General features: G+C 61.1%; 16 protein-coding genes. 9 read left to right on the forward strand and 7 right to left on the reverse strand.

Features of this window, described 5'->3' with window-relative positions:
• Positions 1-111 precede the first annotated feature (111 nt).
• Together AAEZ10_RS12810 and AAEZ10_RS12815 are read left to right on the forward strand one after the other, a co-directional pair.
• Positions 112-2,271 (forward strand): type I secretion system permease/ATPase, encoded by a 2,160-nt coding sequence (locus tag AAEZ10_RS12810; RefSeq protein ID WP_281119921.1) that lies wholly within the window; start codon positions 112-114, stop codon positions 2,269-2,271.
• 10 nt (positions 2,272-2,281) lie between these two features.
• Positions 2,282-3,643: an HlyD family type I secretion periplasmic adaptor subunit gene (locus AAEZ10_RS12815; RefSeq protein ID WP_039761043.1), complete on the forward strand. Its 1,362-nt coding sequence runs from the start codon at positions 2,282-2,284 to the stop codon at positions 3,641-3,643.
• 34 nt (positions 3,644-3,677) lie between these two features.
• Here AAEZ10_RS12815 and AAEZ10_RS12820 read toward each other — a convergent pair whose 3' ends face one another.
• Both AAEZ10_RS12820 and AAEZ10_RS12825 read right to left on the reverse strand, forming a co-directional pair.
• Entirely contained in the window at positions 3,678-4,274 is a 597-nt protein-coding gene (locus tag AAEZ10_RS12820) for a tRNA-uridine aminocarboxypropyltransferase (protein WP_350569469.1), read from the reverse strand.
• A gap of 6 nt (positions 4,275-4,280) precedes the next feature.
• Positions 4,281-5,174 carry a LysR family transcriptional regulator gene (locus AAEZ10_RS12825; protein WP_350569471.1) on the reverse strand — a complete coding sequence of 298 codons (894 nt, stop codon included), beginning with the start codon at positions 5,172-5,174 and terminating at the stop codon, positions 4,281-4,283.
• A 293-nt stretch (positions 5,175-5,467) separates the two neighbouring features.
• Here AAEZ10_RS12825 and speB point away from each other — a divergent pair, with 293 nt between their 5' ends.
• The 4 genes from speB to AAEZ10_RS12845 all read left to right on the forward strand — a co-directional run bounded on the left by speB (position 5,468) and on the right by AAEZ10_RS12845 (position 9,951).
• Entirely contained in the window at positions 5,468-6,418 is a 951-nt protein-coding gene (gene speB, locus AAEZ10_RS12830; RefSeq protein ID WP_003222717.1) for an agmatinase, read from the forward strand.
• 10 nt (positions 6,419-6,428) lie between these two features.
• Positions 6,429-6,851, forward strand: coding sequence for a YybH family protein (locus tag AAEZ10_RS12835; protein ID WP_350569473.1), 423 nt, complete (start codon positions 6,429-6,431; stop codon positions 6,849-6,851).
• A gap of 51 nt (positions 6,852-6,902) precedes the next feature.
• The gene (locus tag AAEZ10_RS12840; protein ID WP_110645031.1) at positions 6,903-8,414 is read left to right on the forward strand and encodes a purine-cytosine permease family protein; all 1,512 of its coding nucleotides are present in this window, start codon (positions 6,903-6,905) and stop codon (positions 8,412-8,414) included.
• Between the two features lie 157 nt (positions 8,415-8,571).
• Positions 8,572-9,951 carry a sodium:solute symporter family protein gene (locus tag AAEZ10_RS12845; RefSeq protein WP_350569475.1) on the forward strand — a complete coding sequence of 460 codons (1,380 nt, stop codon included), beginning with the start codon at positions 8,572-8,574 and terminating at the stop codon, positions 9,949-9,951.
• A 160-nt stretch (positions 9,952-10,111) separates the two neighbouring features.
• Here the strand turns inward: AAEZ10_RS12845 and AAEZ10_RS12850 are convergent, their stop codons facing one another.
• Positions 10,112-10,240 carry a PA1414 family protein gene (locus AAEZ10_RS12850; RefSeq protein WP_003184145.1) on the reverse strand — a complete coding sequence of 43 codons (129 nt, stop codon included), beginning with the start codon at positions 10,238-10,240 and terminating at the stop codon, positions 10,112-10,114.
• Between the two features lie 142 nt (positions 10,241-10,382).
• Positions 10,383-11,276: a putrescine utilization regulator PtrR gene (gene ptrR / locus AAEZ10_RS12855; RefSeq protein ID WP_073472867.1), complete on the reverse strand. Its 894-nt coding sequence runs from the start codon at positions 11,274-11,276 to the stop codon at positions 10,383-10,385.
• Between the two features lie 104 nt (positions 11,277-11,380).
• On the opposite strand from ptrR, the gene AAEZ10_RS12860 reads away from it, so the two are divergent.
• Positions 11,381-12,562, forward strand: coding sequence for an MFS transporter (locus tag AAEZ10_RS12860; protein WP_350569477.1), 1,182 nt, complete (start codon positions 11,381-11,383; stop codon positions 12,560-12,562).
• On the opposite strand, the gene AAEZ10_RS12865 is transcribed toward AAEZ10_RS12860, so the two are convergent.
• From AAEZ10_RS12865 to AAEZ10_RS12875, 3 genes are all read right to left on the reverse strand, one after another.
• Positions 12,510-13,439 (reverse strand): DMT family transporter, encoded by a 930-nt coding sequence (locus AAEZ10_RS12865; RefSeq protein ID WP_041478962.1) that lies wholly within the window; start codon positions 13,437-13,439, stop codon positions 12,510-12,512. The two genes, AAEZ10_RS12860 and AAEZ10_RS12865, sit on opposite strands and share 53 nt — an antisense overlap.
• A 253-nt stretch (positions 13,440-13,692) precedes the next feature.
• The gene (locus AAEZ10_RS12870) at positions 13,693-14,085 is read right to left on the reverse strand and encodes a DUF2177 family protein (RefSeq protein ID WP_122704770.1); all 393 of its coding nucleotides are present in this window, start codon (positions 14,083-14,085) and stop codon (positions 13,693-13,695) included.
• Between the two features lie 44 nt (positions 14,086-14,129).
• Positions 14,130-14,966, reverse strand: a complete 837-nt coding sequence (locus AAEZ10_RS12875) for a CvfB family protein (RefSeq protein ID WP_016771157.1) — start codon at positions 14,964-14,966, stop codon at positions 14,130-14,132.
• Between the two features lie 339 nt (positions 14,967-15,305).
• Here AAEZ10_RS12875 and AAEZ10_RS12880 point away from each other — a divergent pair, with 339 nt between their 5' ends.
• Both AAEZ10_RS12880 and AAEZ10_RS12885 read left to right on the forward strand, forming a co-directional pair.
• Positions 15,306-15,494 (forward strand): PFL_1563 family small protein, encoded by a 189-nt coding sequence (locus tag AAEZ10_RS12880; RefSeq protein WP_016985943.1) that lies wholly within the window; start codon positions 15,306-15,308, stop codon positions 15,492-15,494.
• A 203-nt stretch (positions 15,495-15,697) separates the two neighbouring features.
• Entirely contained in the window at positions 15,698-16,414 is a 717-nt protein-coding gene (locus AAEZ10_RS12885; RefSeq protein WP_350569480.1) for a TorF family putative porin, read from the forward strand.
• Positions 16,415-16,418 lie beyond the last annotated feature (4 nt).

Here is a 16,418-nt window from a genome sequence, read left to right on the forward strand (position 1 = left end):
ATGCCTCAAGGGACGCTCCGCGTCCAGTGACGCGGAGCGTCACGGGCTGCATTCCCACGCAGAGCGTGGGAACGATCCGATAACCGAGCCCGTTCAACAGAGGCAATCACTATGACCAGCATGGAACCCGGCGCCACCGGGGTCGATCCGCGCCTGAGCTTCGACGATCCGTTACTCGACGGTCTGCTGATCCTCTGCAAATTGCATGGCGCCACGGTCAGTCGTGCCAGCCTGAGTGCCGGGCTGCCCCTGAACAAACAACGCCTGAGCCTCGATCTGCTGCCCCGTGCAGCCGCGCGGGCCGGATTACAGGCGCGGTTGTTGCGCCGTGACCTGAAAGACATTTCACCGCTGAACCTGCCGATCCTGCTGCTGCTCAACGACGGCCGCACTGCCGTGCTGCGGCGCTTCGGCGAGGATGGCAAAGCCCTGCTGCTGCCCAGCGAAGCCGACGGCGGCGAGCAATGGGTCAGCCGCGAAGAACTCAGCGAACACTACAGCGGCCAGGCCTTATTCGCCCGTCCGCGCCACGAACTCGAAGACCTCCGCGCGCCGCTGGTGCCACGGGTAAACGCGTGGTTTCGCGACACTCTCAAACTGTCGAAATGGCTGTACAGCGATGCGATTCTCGCCAGTTTTCTGATCAACCTGCTCGGCCTGATGGTGCCGCTGTTCGTCATGCAGACCTACGATCGCGTGGTGCCCAATCAGGCGACCTCGACGCTGTGGGTGCTGTCGATCGGTTTGCTGATCGGCACCGGTTTTGAACTGGTGCTGCGCGTGGTGCGTGCGCACCTGCTCGACACCGCCGGCAAGAAAACCGATGTGATCCTCTCGGCAACGTTGTTCGAGCGCATCACCGGCATGTCGATGAAGGCGCGGCCGGCGACCATCGGCGGCTTTGCCCAGAGCATTCACGACTTCCAGGGCCTGCGTGAATTTCTCACCGCCGTGACCCTGACCAGCCTGATCGACTTGCCCTTCGTGGTGTTGATGCTGGTAGTGATCGGCCTGCTTGGCGGCTGGCTGGTGGTGATTCCACTGCTGGCGTTTCCGATCACCATCATCTTCGCCATGGCGATTCAGGTGCGCCTGCGTGACACCGTGCAGAAAAGCCTGAGCCTCGGCGCCGAGCGTCAGGCAGTGCTGATCGAAACCCTCGGCGGTCTGGAAACCCTCAAGGCCTGCGGCGCCGAAAGCGAGCGCCAGCACAAATGGGAAAGCACCCACGGCGCCCTCACCCGCCTCGACAGCCATGCGCGCAACCTGTCGGCGCTGGCCACCAACGGCACGCTGTTCATCCAGCAGTTTTCCGGGATGGCGACGATTGTGGCCGGGGTTTACAGCATCATCGCCGGCAACCTCAGTGTCGGCGCGCTGGTCGCCACCTACATGCTTGGCAGTCGTGTGCTTGCCCCGCTCGGCCAGATCGCCGGGCTGATCACCCGCTATCAGCAAGCGCAACTGACCATGAAAAGCACCGACGCACTGATGGCCCTGCCGCAGGAACGCGACGGCAAACAACGGCCACTGGAACGTACGCAGCTGCAAGGTGCCCTCGACGTCAGCGGCGTGACGTTCCACTACAACGGCCAGAACGCACCGGCGCTGAGCGAGGTCAGCTTCAGCCTGAAAGCCGGCGAGCGGGTCGGCATCATCGGCCGTAGCGGTTCCGGCAAAAGTACCTTGGCGCGATTGGTGATGGGCTTCTACGAAGCGGAACAAGGCCAGTTACTGCTCGACGGCCTCGACCTGCGCCAACTGGACGTGGCTGACCTGCGTCAGCAGATCGGTTATGTCGCCCACGACCTGCCGCTGCTGGCTGGCAGCCTGCGCGACAACCTGACCCTGGGCGCGCGCTACATCAGCGATTCACGCATGCTCGAAGTCGCCGAACTGACTGGCGTCACCGAACTGGCCCGACAACACCCGCAAGGCTTCGACCGACCGGTAGGCGAACGCGGGCAATTGCTTTCCGGCGGCCAGCGCCAGGCGGTTTTGCTGGCGCGGGCGTTACTGCTCGATCCGCCGATCATGCTGCTCGACGAACCCACCAGCGCCATGGACAACAGCAGCGAAGATGCACTGCGGCAGAAACTGCATGGCTGGGTGCAAGGCAAAACCCTGCTGCTGGTCACCCACCGCACCTCAATGTTGAGCCTGGTGGACCGGTTGCTAGTGCTGGATAACGGCCGGGTCGTCGCTGACGGCCCGAAAGAAGCAGTCATCGAAGCGCTGCGCAAGGGCCGTGTCGGCTCGGCGGCGGTCTAGGAGTTACGCCATGCCTGCTTCCTCCGATAGCAACAAGCGCGGCTACTTCGACAGCTTCGGCAAAAGCGCCGAAGCCGAGTTCATGCCGGAAACCGCTGGCGCAGCATTGCAGGATTCGCCGCGCAAATCGCGGATCACCGTGTGGCTGGCGGCAGCGCTGCTGATCGCCGCCCTGGTCTGGGCCAAATTCGCCGTGCTCGAAGAAGTGACCATGGGCGAAGGCAAGGCGATCCCGTCGAGCAAAGTCCAGGTGATCCAGAATCTCGAGGGCGGCATCGTCACCGAGATTTTCGTTCGTGAAGGCCAGATGGTCGGCAAGGGCGACACCCTGCTGCGTCTGGATGACACGCGCTTTCGCTCGAACAAGGGCGAAAGCGAGGCCGACCGGTATGCGCTGACCGCGCAGGTTGAACGGCTGTCAGCGGAGGCCGAGGGGCGCCCCTTCAAACTCTCCGCTGAAGTCATCGCCAAAGCGCCGCAAGTCGCCGAGGACGAGCGCTCGCTGTACGAGCAACGCCAACGCCGCTTGGCCAGCGAACAGCGCACCCTCAGTGAACAACTGCGGCAGAAAACCCAGGAACTGGCGGAGTTTCGTTCCAAGCAAGGCCAGTTCAGCTCCAGCCTCGCGTTGTTGCAGCAAGAGATGAACATGTCGGAACCGCTGGTGAAAACCGGCGCTGTGTCACCGGTGGAAATCCTCCGCCTCAGACGCAGTGCGGTGGAAATTCGCGGTTCGCTCAACGCCACCACGCTGGCGATTCCCCGCGCCGAATCGGCGATCGCCGAGATCCGCAGCAAGATCGACGAATCCGAGCAGACCTTCCGTTCCGAGGCCGCCAAAGAGCTGAATGAGAAACGCACCGACCTATCGAAAATCACCGCGTCGAGCATCGCCATCGACGACCGCGTCAGTCGCACTACGGTGACGTCGCCGGTGCGTGGCGTGATCAAGCAGATGAAGGTCAACACCATCGGCGGCGTGGTCCAGCCGGGCAGCGACATGGTTGAAATCGTGCCGCTGGAAGACAACCTGCTGATCGAAGCCAAGGTCCGCCCGCAAGACGTCGCGTTCCTGCATCCGGGCCAGAAAGCCATGGTCAAGTTCAGTGCCTACGACTACACGATTTACGGCGGGCTGAGCGCCAAGCTCGAACTGATCGGCGCCGATACGATTACCGATGACAAGGGCAACAGCTTCTATCTGATTCAGGTGCGCACCGACAAGAATCACCTGGGCGGCGACGTGAAACCGCTGCTGATCATCCCGGGGATGGTGGCGACAGTGGACATCATTACCGGCGAGAAAAGCGTTTTGGATTACCTGCTCAAACCGGTGCTGAAAGCGCGGACCGAGGCGATGCGTGAGCGTTAGCCAATGATCGTTCCCACGCTCCGCGTGGGAACGATCATCTGTCGCCATGGTTACGCTGGAAGACCTCCTCCCCCATCGCCGCAATCTGCCCTTCGATCAGCGCTTCAAACGGCTTGAGCAACGGCGCAAAAGTCGTCGGCGCTTCGAGGGTTTCCAGTGCCTGAACGATCGCCTCGATCGTCGATAACGCCCCCGGCCCCGGTGCCTTGCGCAAGCGATAGCGCGACACGCCGCCCTCGGTCAGGGTCACCCGTGGTAGCACCGCCAGCAGCGGATTGAGGTGCAGCATCTTGCGTGCCTTGCGCCAGGTGCCGTCCGGGACGACCAGCAACATTGGCTGATCATTTGGCGCGTAAGCCTGCAACGGCTGCGCATCCTCAGCCGGGAACAACAAGCGCGCCTGATAGCCCGGCCGGTTCAACAGTTTCGGCAAATCCTCGAATACCTCACCGACAATCAGCTCGGCATTGCTCAGCCCCAGTGCCGCCAGACGCGCGGTATTGAGCGCGTGGCTGACCTCGCTCGGATGCTGCAGCACTAACACGCGCGTGCGGCTGTCGAGGTGCGGAATCAACGGGCACAGGCAGTGGGTCTGGGGGCGCAGGCAGCGCGGGCATTGGGCTCGGGACATGATGGGTTACGCCTGATTCAATTGCGCTTTGAGCAAATCGCGGAAGGTCTGGATCAGCGGCTCACGGCTGCGGCCCCTGCGCATGATCATCGAAAACGGTGCCTGATAACCGAAGGTCGCCGGCAGTAATACACGCAGATCGCCCTTGTCGGCCCAGGCCTGCGCGTAGTGCTCCGGCAGATAACCGATGTAGGCGCCGGAGAGCACCAGAATCAGCTGCGCTTCCATGCTTTCCACGGTCGCGGCACTGTGTTTGAAACCGTGCCTGGCCAGTTCCGCCTGACTCCAGTAACCGCGCCCGACCATCCGTTGCTGGGTGATGACCTGCTCGGGGATGCGCCGCTCGTTGAACAGCGGGTGACGACTGCTGCAATACAACCAGTGCTGCTCGCGGTACAGCGGCATGTAGACCAGACCGCTCATGCGCGTGGAAAACGCACCGATGGCCAGGTCAAGGCGATTGTCCTGCACGCCGAGTTGCAACTCATATGGACTCATCACCGACAGGTGCAAATGCACCGCCGGGTGTTCCTGACTGTAGGCGCCGATGGCTTCAGCAAACGGCAGGGCCTTGTCGCTGACCGTGGAATCGATCACCCCGAGATTGAGCGTGCCGCGCAGTTCGCCCTTGAGCGCGGCGGCGTATTGCTCGAAGCCTTCAAGCTCGGCGAGCAGGCGCAGGGTTTCCTGATGGAACAGCTCGCCCTTGCTGGTCAGGCTGAAGCCACCGCGCCCGCGATGGCACAGCACCAGTCCGAGCGCGGCTTCGAGCTGGCTCATGTAGGTGCTGATCGCCGAGGTCGACAGGTTGAGTTTCTGCTGCGCATTGGCAAAACCCTGATGACGCACGACGCTGACGAAGATGCGCAACAGTTTCAGGTCGGGTAAAGCGTTGGCCATTTCTGCTCCCAAGGATCGTTCCCACGCTCTGCGTGGGAATGCAGCCCGTGACGCTCTGCGTCACTTGCGAGTACGGCTGGACGCGGAGCGTCCGTGGATGCATTCCCACTCAGAGCATGGGAACGATCAGGTGTGGAAGTCTGGCATTAGTTTAGAAAAATCTGAACTAAGTTTTTGCCCGTAGCGATTCTTCCCCGTCACTACATTTCGCATGATCGGCCCCACAGCGGCGTCCGAACCTGTGCTCCACGGCGCGCCGGCATAAATAAAACAAAGACGATGAGGCCCTACCCGTGGACAAGATTCTTCACCAACCACTGGGCGGCAATGAAATGCCGCGCTTCGGCGGCATCGCCACCATGCTCCGACTTCCCCATGTACCGACCGCTGCCGGCCTCGACGCTGCCTTCGTGGGCGTGCCGCTGGACATAGGCACTTCGCTGCGCCCCGGCACCCGCTTCGGGCCGCGCGACATCCGCACCGAATCGGTGATGATCCGCCCGTACAACATGGCCACCGGCGCCGCGCCGTTCGACTCGCTGTCGGTGGCCGACATCGGTGACGTGGCGATCAACACCTTCAACCTGCTCGACGCCGTGCGCATCATCGAAGAAGCCTACGACAACATCCTCGAGCACAACGTCATCCCGATGACGCTGGGTGGCGACCACACCATCACCCTGCCGATCCTGCGCGCGATTCATAAAAAGCACGGCAAGGTAGGCCTGGTGCACATCGATGCCCACGCTGACGTCAACGATCACATGTTCGGCGAGAAGATCGCTCACGGCACCACGTTCCGTCGTGCCGTCGAAGAAGGTCTGCTCGATTGCGACCGCGTGGTGCAGATCGGTTTGCGTGCCCAGGGTTACACCGCCGACGACTTCAACTGGAGCCGCGATCAGGGCTTCCGCGTCGTTCAAGCCGAAGAGTGCTGGCACAAGTCGCTGGCGCCGCTGATGGCGGAAGTACGCGAGAAAGTCGGTGGCGGTCCGGTGTATCTGAGTTTCGATATCGACGGCATCGACCCGGCCTGGGCGCCCGGCACCGGCACCCCGGAAATCGGCGGCCTGACCACCATTCAGGCGATTGAAATCGTCCGTGGCTGCCAGGGCCTCGACCTGATCGGCTGCGATCTGGTAGAAGTCTCGCCCGCTTACGACACCACCGGCAACACCTCGCTGCTGGCCGCCAACCTGCTGTACGAAATGCTCTGCGTACTGCCTGGCGTGGTTCATCGCTGAGGGTCGGGTCATGCACGCACGTGATCAGGTTTTGCACGCGGCCGCCGAGTTGGTCGCCGCGTTTGCCCGTAATGATCGCGAAGCTTACTTCGGCGCATTCAGCACCGATGCCAGCTTCGTTTTCCACACCCTCGACCAGCCATTGCTGTCGCGCGATGCCTATCAGGCGTTGTGGGACCGCTGGCGTGCCGAGGATGGATTCGAGGTGCTGTCGTGCACCTCGAGCAACGCCTTCGTCAGCCTGCAGGGTGACGTGGCGATTTTCATCCATGACGTGGCCACCGAGCTGCGCATGCAAGGGGAGCAACACTTCAGCCAGGAGCGCGAGACGATTGTTTTCAGAAGACAAGCGTCGAGCCTAGAACAACAAGGCCTATGGCTGGCCTGTCACGAACATTTGTCCGCAATGCCGGAAGGGCTGCCACCCCCTTAGCCAATGGTGACGCTCACGCACGATGAGCGCGCCTGATGATCGGAGCAGATCATGAATAACAACAACAACGAAAAAAGCCTTAGCAGCATCGAAACAAACGGGGTCGAACAGATCCCGGATCATGAGCGCGACGCCCGACCCAGCGACTTGTTTCGCTTGATCTTCGGCGGCGCCAATACGTTTGCCACCGCTGTGCTCGGCAGCTTCCCGGTGCTGTTCGGCCTGTCGTTTCAGGCCGGTGTCTGGGCGATTGTGCTGGGTGTGGTGGTCGGTGCGCTGATCCTCGCACCGATGGGCCTGTTCGGCCCGCTCAACGGCACCAACAACGCCGTGTCTTCCGGTGCGCACTTCGGCGTGCACGGGCGGATTGTCGGTTCGTTCCTGTCGTTGCTGACGGCGATCGCGTTCTTCTCGCTGTCAGTGTGGAGCTCGGGTGATGCGCTGGTCGGCGGTGCCAAACGCCTCGTCGATTTGCCGGAAACCGACCTGACCCTGGGCCTGGCCTACGGTCTGTTCGCGCTGCTGGTGCTGACCGTGTGCATCTACGGTTTCCGCATCATGCTGTGGGTCAACCGCATCGCCGTGTGGGCCGCGAGCCTGTTGTTCCTGCTCGGCATCTTCGCCTTCGCCCCTGCTTTCGACAGCCAGTATGCCGGCAGCGTGGCGCTGGGTCAGGCCGGGTTCTGGGCGGCATTCATCGGCGCGGCGCTGGTGGCGATGAGCAACCCGATTTCCTTCGGTGCGTTCCTCGGCGACTGGTCGCGCTACATCCCGCGTGAGACGCCGAAGGGCCGGATCATGCTGGCGGTGATCGCCGCGCAACTGGCAACGTTGATCCCATTCCTGTTCGGCCTCGCCACCGCCACCATCGTCGCGATCAAGGCGCCGGACTACATCGCCGCGAACAACTATGTCGGCGGCTTGCTGGCCGTGTCGCCGAGCTGGTTCTTCCTGCCGGTGTGCCTGATTGCGGTGATCGGCGGCATGTCCACCGGCACCACGTCGCTGTATGGCACCGGGCTGGACATGTCCAGCGTATTCCCGCGCGTGCTCTCCCGGGTCAAGGCGACCTTGCTGATCGGCGTGCTGTCGATCGCCTTCATCTTCATCGGCCGTTTTGCGGCGAACCTGGTGCAAAGCGTGTCGACCTTCGCCGTGCTGATCATCACCTGCACCACCCCATGGATGGTGATCATGATCATCGGCCTGCTGGTGCGGCGCGGCTTCTACTGCCCGGATGACCTGCAAGTGTTCACCCGCGGCGAACAGGGCGGACGCTACTGGTTCAACCACGGCTGGAACTGGCGCGGTCTGGGGGCGTGGATTCCGAGTGCGCTGGTCGGCCTGTGCTTCGTCAACCTGCCGGGGCAGTTCGTCGGCCCGCTGGGCGAACTGGCCGGTGGCATCGACATCAGTTTGCCGGTGACATTGGGCCTGGCGTCGGTGGTGTATCTGACGCTGTTGCGCCTGTTCCCCGAACCTATGGAAGTGTTTGGGCCAACGGATGTGCGCAGCCAAAGCATGGAGACGCCGGCCAAAGCGCCGTTGCGCCAGGCTGCCTGATCTAACACAAAACCCTGTGGGAGCGAGCTTGCTCGCGAAAGCGGTCTGTCAGTCACATGAACATTGAATGTGCCGCAGCCTTCGCGAGCAAGCTCGCTCCCACAGAGAGATTCGACCTTAGCCTCACCATAAAAAAGACAATCGGAGACACGCCATCATGGCTTTGGATTTATTCGTCGTACTCATTTATGCCGCTGCGATGCTGATTCTCGGCTACTACGGCATGCGCAAGGCCAAGACCCACGAAGACTATCTGGTTGCCGGGCGTAATCTGGGACCGTCGCTGTACATGGGCACCATGGCAGCAACCGTACTCGGCGGCGCGTCCACCGTCGGCACGGTCCGTCTGGGCTACGTGCACGGCATTTCCGGTTTTTGGCTGTGCGCGGCACTGGGCTGCGGCATCGTCGCGCTGAACCTGTTCCTCGCCAAGCCCTTGCTGAAACTCAAGGTATTCACCGTTACCCAGGTCCTGGAGAAGCGCTACAACCCGATGGCGCGCACCGCCAGTGCGACCATCATGCTCGCTTACGCGCTGATGATCGGCGTGACCTCGATTCTGGCGATCGGCACCGTGCTGCAAGTGTTGTTCGGTCTGCCCTTCTGGATTTCCGTACTGCTGGGCGGCGGTATCGTGGTGACTTATTCAACGATCGGCGGCATGTGGTCGCTGACCCTGACGGACATCGTCCAGTTCGGCATCCAGACAGTGGGCCTGATGTTCGTGTTGTTGCCGATCTGCCTGTACCGCGTAGGCGGCTGGGATCAATTGGTCGCGCAACTGCCGGAGGCCAGCTTCAACTTCACCAGCATCGGCTGGGACACGATCATTACCTACTTCATGATCTACTTCTTCGGCATCCTGATCGGCCAGGACATCTGGCAGCGGGTGTTCACCGCCAAAAGCGAAAAAGTCGCCAAGTACGCTGGCACTTCAGCGGGGATCTACTGCATCATTTACGGCCTGGTCTGCGCCTTGATCGGCATGGCTGCGCATGTGCTGATTCCGGATCTGGACAACGTCAACAACGCGTTCGCCGCCATCGTCAAAGTCTCGCTGCCCGACGGCATCCGCGGCCTGGTGATCGCTGCCGCACTGGCGGCGATGATGTCCACCGCCAGTGCCGGCCTGCTCGCCGCGTCCACCACCCTTACCGAAGACCTGCTGCCGAAATTGCGCGGTGGCAAACAGTCCAACGTCGCGGTCAGCCGTCTGTTTACGCTGCTGACGGGGATCGCGGTGCTGGGCATTGCTCTGGTCGTCAACGACGTGATCAGCGCGCTGACCCTGGCTTACAACCTCTTGGTCGGCGGCATGCTGATTCCGCTGATGGGCGCGATTTTCTGGAAACGTGCGACTACCGCCGGGGCGATCAGCGCAATGACGCTGGGCTTTATTACGGCGCTGGTGTTCATGGTCAAGGACGGCATGGACGCGAACACGCCAATCTATTACAGCCTGGGTGTCAGTCTGGTGAGCTTTGTACTGGTCAGCCTGTTCTCGCCGCGCCCGGCAACCGTGGCAACGGCGGTATGAATCGGCTGTAACGACTTGATGTTTTCTTCAGCGGGTGTGGCGTCGGTGGCCACACCCGTTTTTTTGCCTGATAAAAAACAAAAGATCGCAGCCTTCGGCAGCTCCTACACTTTGTAGAAACTGCCGACGGCTGCGATCTTGAAATCTCTGATCGCAGGTATTAACGGCGACGTGGCTGGCGTCGGCGCTGTTCGTCGTCCGTGCGAATCGGTACCGGTTGCAGAGGCGGTTCGATCAAACCGAGGGCAACTCCCAAATCGTGCAGCCAGTTCTGGATTTTCTCTTTCATCGTCATGCCCCCTTCAGGGTGGTGCTGAGCGGCCGGAATTCTGAGGCCGCTTCGCACTGATAATAGTCCGAAGTCCTACGCAATGCTCGGCCAAATCCGCAATGATCTGTTACTGAATTGAACAGAATCTGTTGCGATTGGTTCACGCTGTTTCACGGACTTCATGCAAAGCCACGGGATAGACCGCTTGCTGCACGTCGATCCAGGCATTCAGGTTGGCCCCGGCCATACCCTTGCGCCACATGAGCCACGTTGTCGCACCCGCGAACGGCTCGGCCAACGGATGCACGGCGACGCTTTCGCGACCCGGCAGGCTAGCGAGCATCGACTCGGCCATCAACGCCACACCACTGCCGGCAATCACACAGGCGAGCATGCCCTGATACGACTCGATCTCCATCGGCCGGCCCATCGCCGCGTGGTAGTGAGAGAACCATGCTTCCAGACGCATGCGATATGAACAGCCCTGGCGAAAAGTGAACACCGAGCGCCCTTCCACGTCCCGCGCGGTGCGTACTGGCGGATGGTCGATTTCAGTGATCAGCACCAGCCGCTCCTCGCACAACGGCACGCCATCGAGCCCGGCCAGCTCCAACGGTCCGTCGACCAACGCCGCGTCGAGGCGGCCGGTGAGCAACCCTTCGAGCAATTCCCCGGTCGGTGCCGATTGCACCTGCAAATTCACTGTCGGGTATTGCTTGTGATACCGCGCCAGCAGCGCCGGCAGATGGATCGCCGCCGTGCTGTACATGGTGCCCAGCACGAAGTCGCCGGCCGGTTGCCCGCCCATCACCGCCGCACTGGCCTGATCGCGCAGAGCGAAGAGTTTGCCGGTGTAGTCGAGCAGGACCTTGCCCGCCGGCGACAACTGCAAGCGCTGCCGTTCGCGGACGAACAGTTCGACACCCAACTGCTCTTCGAGCTGTTTCAGCCGCGTCGACAGATTTGATGGCACCCGATGCAGGCGCTCGGCGGCGCGGGTGATCGAGCCTTCCTCGGCGACCGCCTGAAATATCCGCAGTTGGCTGAATTCCACCCGCTTTCTCCTGAACAGAACAAGTCACTCACTATTATTCAATTTTAAAGAAAGTCAATCGATCCTAGCCTGACGGTCATTGCTGCCTTGAAGGAAGCCCGACCATGTCGCCGCTGATACGTTTATCCGCCTGTTTCGTTGCCCTGATGATGGCCATGGGCATTGGCCGTTTCGCCCTGACACCTCAGATGCCGCACCTGCTCAGCGAAGGGCAGATCGACCTCACCGCCGCCGGGCTGATCGCGGCGGCCAACTACTTCGGCTATCTGCTCGGTGCCGTGGATGCGATGTTCGCCCAGCGGCCGCAGCAGGTGCAGCGTCGCCTGCATGGCGGGCTATGGCTGTGCGTGCTGCTGACCCTGGCGTCGTTCTGGGCCAACGGTTTCTGGTCGCACTTGCTGTTGCGCTTTGGTACCGGAGTGGCGAGTGCCTGGGTGCTGGTGATGATTACTTCGCTCAGTCAACCGCTGGCGGCGGCAGCGGGTCGCCCGCGCTGGGGTGCTCTGGTTTTTGCCGGGCCGGGTCTGGGGATTTTTCTCACAGGCTTGCTGGCGCTGGTCTCACATCGATTGCAGCAGACATCGGCAACCCTGTGGCTGATTTACGCGGCGGCTGCGCTGCTGATGATGCTCGGCGTCTGGCGGTTGTTACCGCAGCCCACGGCGGCAGCGAGGCCAGCGACAATGCATGTGAAAACAGCGAATCGAGGCATTGGCCGACTGGCACTGGTGTATGCGCTGTACGGTATCGGCTACATCATTCCGGCGACGTTTTTGGCGCAAATGGCCAACGCGCAGTTTCATGGCCAGTGGCAGGCGGATCTGTTCTGGCCGTGCTTTGGCCTCGGCGCGGCAATCGGTGTGTGGTTAGTGAGTCTGCGCCGACATGATCCCGAGACCACGCGGCACTGGCTGATGGCGACGTTGTGGCTGCAAGCGGCCGGAGTGTTCGCCTGTCTGCTGGGCAGCGGCCTCGGCCTGGCGTTGGGGGTGATCCTCTGCGGCACGCCGTTTCTGGCCTGCATGCAACTGGTCATGCAGCGTTCGCGAGAGCTGGCGCCCCACGACACTCAGCGCAACGCCGGGATGCTCACGGCGTGCTTCGCTGTCGGCCAGCTGAGCGGCCCGCTGCTGGCGGCGCTGAGCAGCCATTTCAGCGGCGGCTTGCAGCCGGCGCTGCTGATCGCCGGTGCCGGCTTGTTGCTGGCCGGCGCGCTGGCAATGCAGGCCAAGGCTACTGGCCCAGCGCCTTGCGCAAACGCCGACGCAGCCACTGTTCGGCGCTGACGAAAGTGATGCCGAGCAGCACCAGCACGGCGCCGATGACGAAGTTCAGGCTCAACTGTTCGCCGAGCAGCAGCACGCCGAAGGTCACGCCGAACAACGGCGTCATGAACGAGAACACCGCAAGGTTGGCCGCCAGATAACGGCGCAGCAGCCAGAACCACACCAGGTAGCTGAAGAACGACACCACCAGCCCTTGGAACAGCACACTGGCCACCGCCACGGTAGTCAGGCTGACGTGGGTGATCTGGCCGCTGAACAACGCGATCAACAGCAGACCGATGAAACCCACCAGCAACTGATAAAACAGGGTCAATGTCACCGGCGCTTCCGACAGTCGCGAGGCGCGCACCACCACGGTGGTCGCGCCCCAACAGGCGCCGGCCAATACGCCGAAGGCATCGCCCAGCAGCATGCGCCGATCAAGGTTGTCCCACGACACACCACCGGCGAAGGCAATCGCGATGCCGATGAACGCCAGCAGAATCCCCAGCCATTGCAACGGGCGCAAACGCTCGCTGGCCAGCAGGAAATGCACGCCGAGTGCGGTGAAGATCGGCGCGGTATACAAGAACACCGACATATGCGCGGCGGTGGTCAGTTGCAGACCTTCGGCGATGAACAGGAACTCCAGACCAAACAGCGCACCGGCCAGCAAGCCGCCGCGCCAGGTGCTGCCGACCTGATCCCAACCGCCCTTCCAGCAGATCAGCAAACCGACCAGCAACGCAGAAATCCCCGAGCGCCCCGCCGCTTGCATCACCGGCGCGATGTCCGTTGCCGCCCACTTGATCAGGACTTGCTGCACACCCCAGATCAGGCACAGGCCGATCATCACTTGCAGGGCAAAACCGTCGGCATTGCGCCGCTCGGCACTCACCGCATCACCTCGAACACACACAACATGGCAGGCCATCCAATGGTCAGAAAACAGTGTCGGGGATTATCAATCAGTCGCGCGGAAAAAGCCGTCTGGAAAAGACCTTTATTTGGTCAGTGGCGTCAGCGCTGAATGGTTGACGGCTGCGCCGTCATTCGCGAGCAGGCTCGCTCCCACAGAGGGTTCGGTGAACACGTGGGAGCGAGCCTGCTCGCGAAGAGGCCAGCACTGCCAACACAACTGCCGGATCAGCTCAGGCAAACCGCTTCGCCACCAAATACCCCACCGTGCAAGCAACTGCAGTCGCCACTGTCCCCCACGCCCAATCCATCAAACTCACCTGCATCGACCAATCGCGCAAGGTCGCCCAATTGGTCAGGTCATAAGTGCCGTAGGCCACCAGCCCCAACAGCGCACCCAGCTTCGCCGCCCTCTGCCAGCTCAGCGCCGGCAACACGACAAACACCACGCAGCCAATAACGTACAGGCAATAAAAAACCGCTGCGGGCAACAGCAGCGGTTTTTCCAGCATCAGCGAACCGAGCAGTTCGCGATAGGTCGGCGCCATCAGCAGCCCGAGCCAGATGCCATCGAGCAGCAGAAACGTCAGCAGCGTTGCGACGTAAGCGATCAGCGCCTTTTTCATCGATCCAACCTCTTGTGTGGCCTGCAACATGGGCCACTCAAGGCTCAGGTTAGTTCAATGCGATCGGCGTGAATGACGATCTTGCCTTCCTTGTACAGAGAGCCGATGGCTTTCTTGAAGTTGCCCTTACTGACGCCGAACAGGCTGCTGATCAGTGCCGGATCACTCTTGTCACTGACCGCCAGGGTGCCGTCGTTCTCGCGCAACTTGCCGAGGATCTTCGAACTCAGGCTGCTCGCCGCTTCCTGGCCGACCGGTTGCAGGCTCAGGCTGATCTTGCCGTCGGCGCGCACTTCCTTGATGAAGCCTTTCTCGCGCATGCCCGAACGCATGAACTTGAAGATCTCGTTCTTGTGGATCAGGCCCCAGTGCTTGTTGTTGATGATCGCCTTGAAGCCCATGTCGGTGGCTTCGGCTACCAGCAGATCAACTTCCTGGCCCGGGCTGTAGGTGGCCGGGGTCTTGTCCAGGTAACGATCGAGGCGCGCGGTGGCGGTGATGCGGCGCGTGTGTTTGTCGAGGTAGACGTGCACCACGCAGTATTCGCCAGCAGTCATCTGGCGCTTTTCTTCCGAGTACGGCAGCAGCAGATCTTTCGGCAGGCCCCAGTCGAGGAACACGCCGATGCTGTTGACTTCAACCACTTTCAGGCTGGCGAATTCGCCGACCTGAACTTTCGGTTTTTCCGTGGTGGCGAGAAGTTTGTCTTCGCTGTCCAGATAGATGAATACGTTGAGCCAGTCTTCATCTTCGCTGGGAATATCTTTGGGGATATAACGGTTGGGCAAAAGAATTTCGCCATCGGCACCGCCGTCCAGATATAAACCGAAGTTAGTGTGTTTAACCACTTGCAAACTGTTGTAACGCCCGACTAAAGCCATTTCCGAAACCCTCAATACGTGGGCGGCATTCTACCCGTTTTTGCCGCCAACGTCGGGCGACAGATCCTCGCAGCGGAAAATCTGCCTCAACCTGTTGATTTTGCTTGATCACTGCCCTGCGGGGTGCCGCTCGTCAGTCCGGCCCGACGCATCACTGCTGCGCTGATTGGCCTCATTTCAATTAAATGTTCTTATTTAAAACAGCAGGTTAGCTGCTTATTACGGACGACTGACCGGCAATATTGCAGCGCGGCACTTGGTTATTCCGGAGGATATTTACCAAGCTATTGTCAAGTTATTCCTGTACGATGCCTGGCCGAGTTACTTTTCTAAAGGTTAATGGCCGCCATGCGTGTAAAAGCATCCACCAGCAAAGCAAAGCCAGCTCCAGCCGTTGAAACCAGCGAATCGATCAACGATCAGATCGCAGCATTCCTCAAGTCCGGCGGCGAGATCCAGCAAATTGCCAAAGGCGTCAGCGGCCAGACATTCGGCCCGTCCAAGCAGATCAGCCTGGGCAAGAAGTAATACCGGTTTCACCCCGTCCAGAGGCGCTTTGAGCTTCGAAGCGCCTGGACTGGCACCGCGCAATCCCCCTTCGTTTTAAACAAAAATTCCCGAAAATCGACGAACGGCCATCAATGCCTGGCATTCGCCGGTATCCTTGCACGCGTCTAGATCAAGCGTTTCAGCAGGCCTTTGCCCTGCGCTCGCGGTTCATGGAGTGACGCATGCGCCCATTTCCCTATTTATTGTTCGTCAGCCTGCTGTCAGGCGCGACCGCGCACGCGCAGGTTTTTCAGGGTGAACTGGGCGACTTCGATCTCAAGCTTGGCACCACGCCCAGCCGCAGCATGGCCCAGGGTCTGGTCAAACCGGCGGCGGTCGGCTCGTTCCACGGTGGCCTTGATCTGAGCCACGACAGCGGCGTGTATTTCGGCCAGTACGCGCCGAGCATGGGCATCAGCCCGGGCAAGAACCTCGAGATCGATTCCTACGTCGGCTTCAAGCAGCCGTTCGATCAGGTGCTCGGCTATGAAGTCGGGATGATCCATTACAGCTATCCCCGCGTGGACACCCTCGACAGCCAGGAGCTGTTCGGCGGTCTGACCTTGCTCGGCAGTCGCTTCGGCATCGCATTGAGCAACGACCCGGATAAACAGAACAACACCTTGTTTGCCGACCTCACTGGCAATCAGCCGTTCGGCATTGGCGTGAGCATGAAATACACCACGCACCAGTTGAATACACCAGCGGCGGTGGACGGTGGCTATATCAGCAGTTTCACTGATTGGTCGGTGAAACTGTCGCGGCCATTCATGGGCGTCGATCTTGATCTGATCTACAGCGACTCCAGCCTCAGCGGCAGTGATTGCTCGGCGTATTCCGGGCACAACAGCGAGTGCGACGGCCTCGTCACACTCAAGGCTGTACGCACGTTCTATTGATCGG

It is taken from the genome of Pseudomonas sp. H26/SER47-MNA-CIBAN-0231 (assembly GCF_040310465.1).
GTDB classification, from domain to species: domain Bacteria; phylum Pseudomonadota; class Gammaproteobacteria; order Pseudomonadales; family Pseudomonadaceae; genus Aquipseudomonas; species Aquipseudomonas atacamensis.

Coding starts and splice junctions, on each gene's coding strand:
- AAEZ10_RS12860 (WP_350569477.1), top strand. CDS start 11,381: ATGTCGCCGCTGATACGTTTATCCGCCTGTTTCGTTGCCCTGATGATG.
- AAEZ10_RS12845 (WP_350569475.1), top strand. CDS start 8,572: ATGGCTTTGGATTTATTCGTCGTACTCATTTATGCCGCTGCGATGCTG.
- AAEZ10_RS12815 (WP_039761043.1), top strand. CDS start 2,282: ATGCCTGCTTCCTCCGATAGCAACAAGCGCGGCTACTTCGACAGCTTC.
- AAEZ10_RS12885 (WP_350569480.1), top strand. CDS start 15,698: ATGCGCCCATTTCCCTATTTATTGTTCGTCAGCCTGCTGTCAGGCGCG.
- AAEZ10_RS12850 (WP_003184145.1), bottom strand. CDS start 10,240: ATGAAAGAGAAAATCCAGAACTGGCTGCACGATTTGGGAGTTGCCCTC.
- AAEZ10_RS12840 (WP_110645031.1), top strand. CDS start 6,903: ATGAATAACAACAACAACGAAAAAAGCCTTAGCAGCATCGAAACAAAC.
- AAEZ10_RS12870 (WP_122704770.1), bottom strand. CDS start 14,085: ATGAAAAAGGCGCTGATCGCTTACGTCGCAACGCTGCTGACGTTTCTG.
- AAEZ10_RS12825 (WP_350569471.1), bottom strand. CDS start 5,174: ATGGCCAACGCTTTACCCGACCTGAAACTGTTGCGCATCTTCGTCAGC.
- AAEZ10_RS12820 (WP_350569469.1), bottom strand. CDS start 4,274: ATGTCCCGAGCCCAATGCCCGCGCTGCCTGCGCCCCCAGACCCACTGC.
- AAEZ10_RS12875 (WP_016771157.1), bottom strand. CDS start 14,966: ATGGCTTTAGTCGGGCGTTACAACAGTTTGCAAGTGGTTAAACACACT.
- AAEZ10_RS12835 (WP_350569473.1), top strand. CDS start 6,429: ATGCACGCACGTGATCAGGTTTTGCACGCGGCCGCCGAGTTGGTCGCC.
- AAEZ10_RS12880 (WP_016985943.1), top strand. CDS start 15,306: ATGGCCGCCATGCGTGTAAAAGCATCCACCAGCAAAGCAAAGCCAGCT.
- AAEZ10_RS12810 (WP_281119921.1), top strand. CDS start 112: ATGACCAGCATGGAACCCGGCGCCACCGGGGTCGATCCGCGCCTGAGC.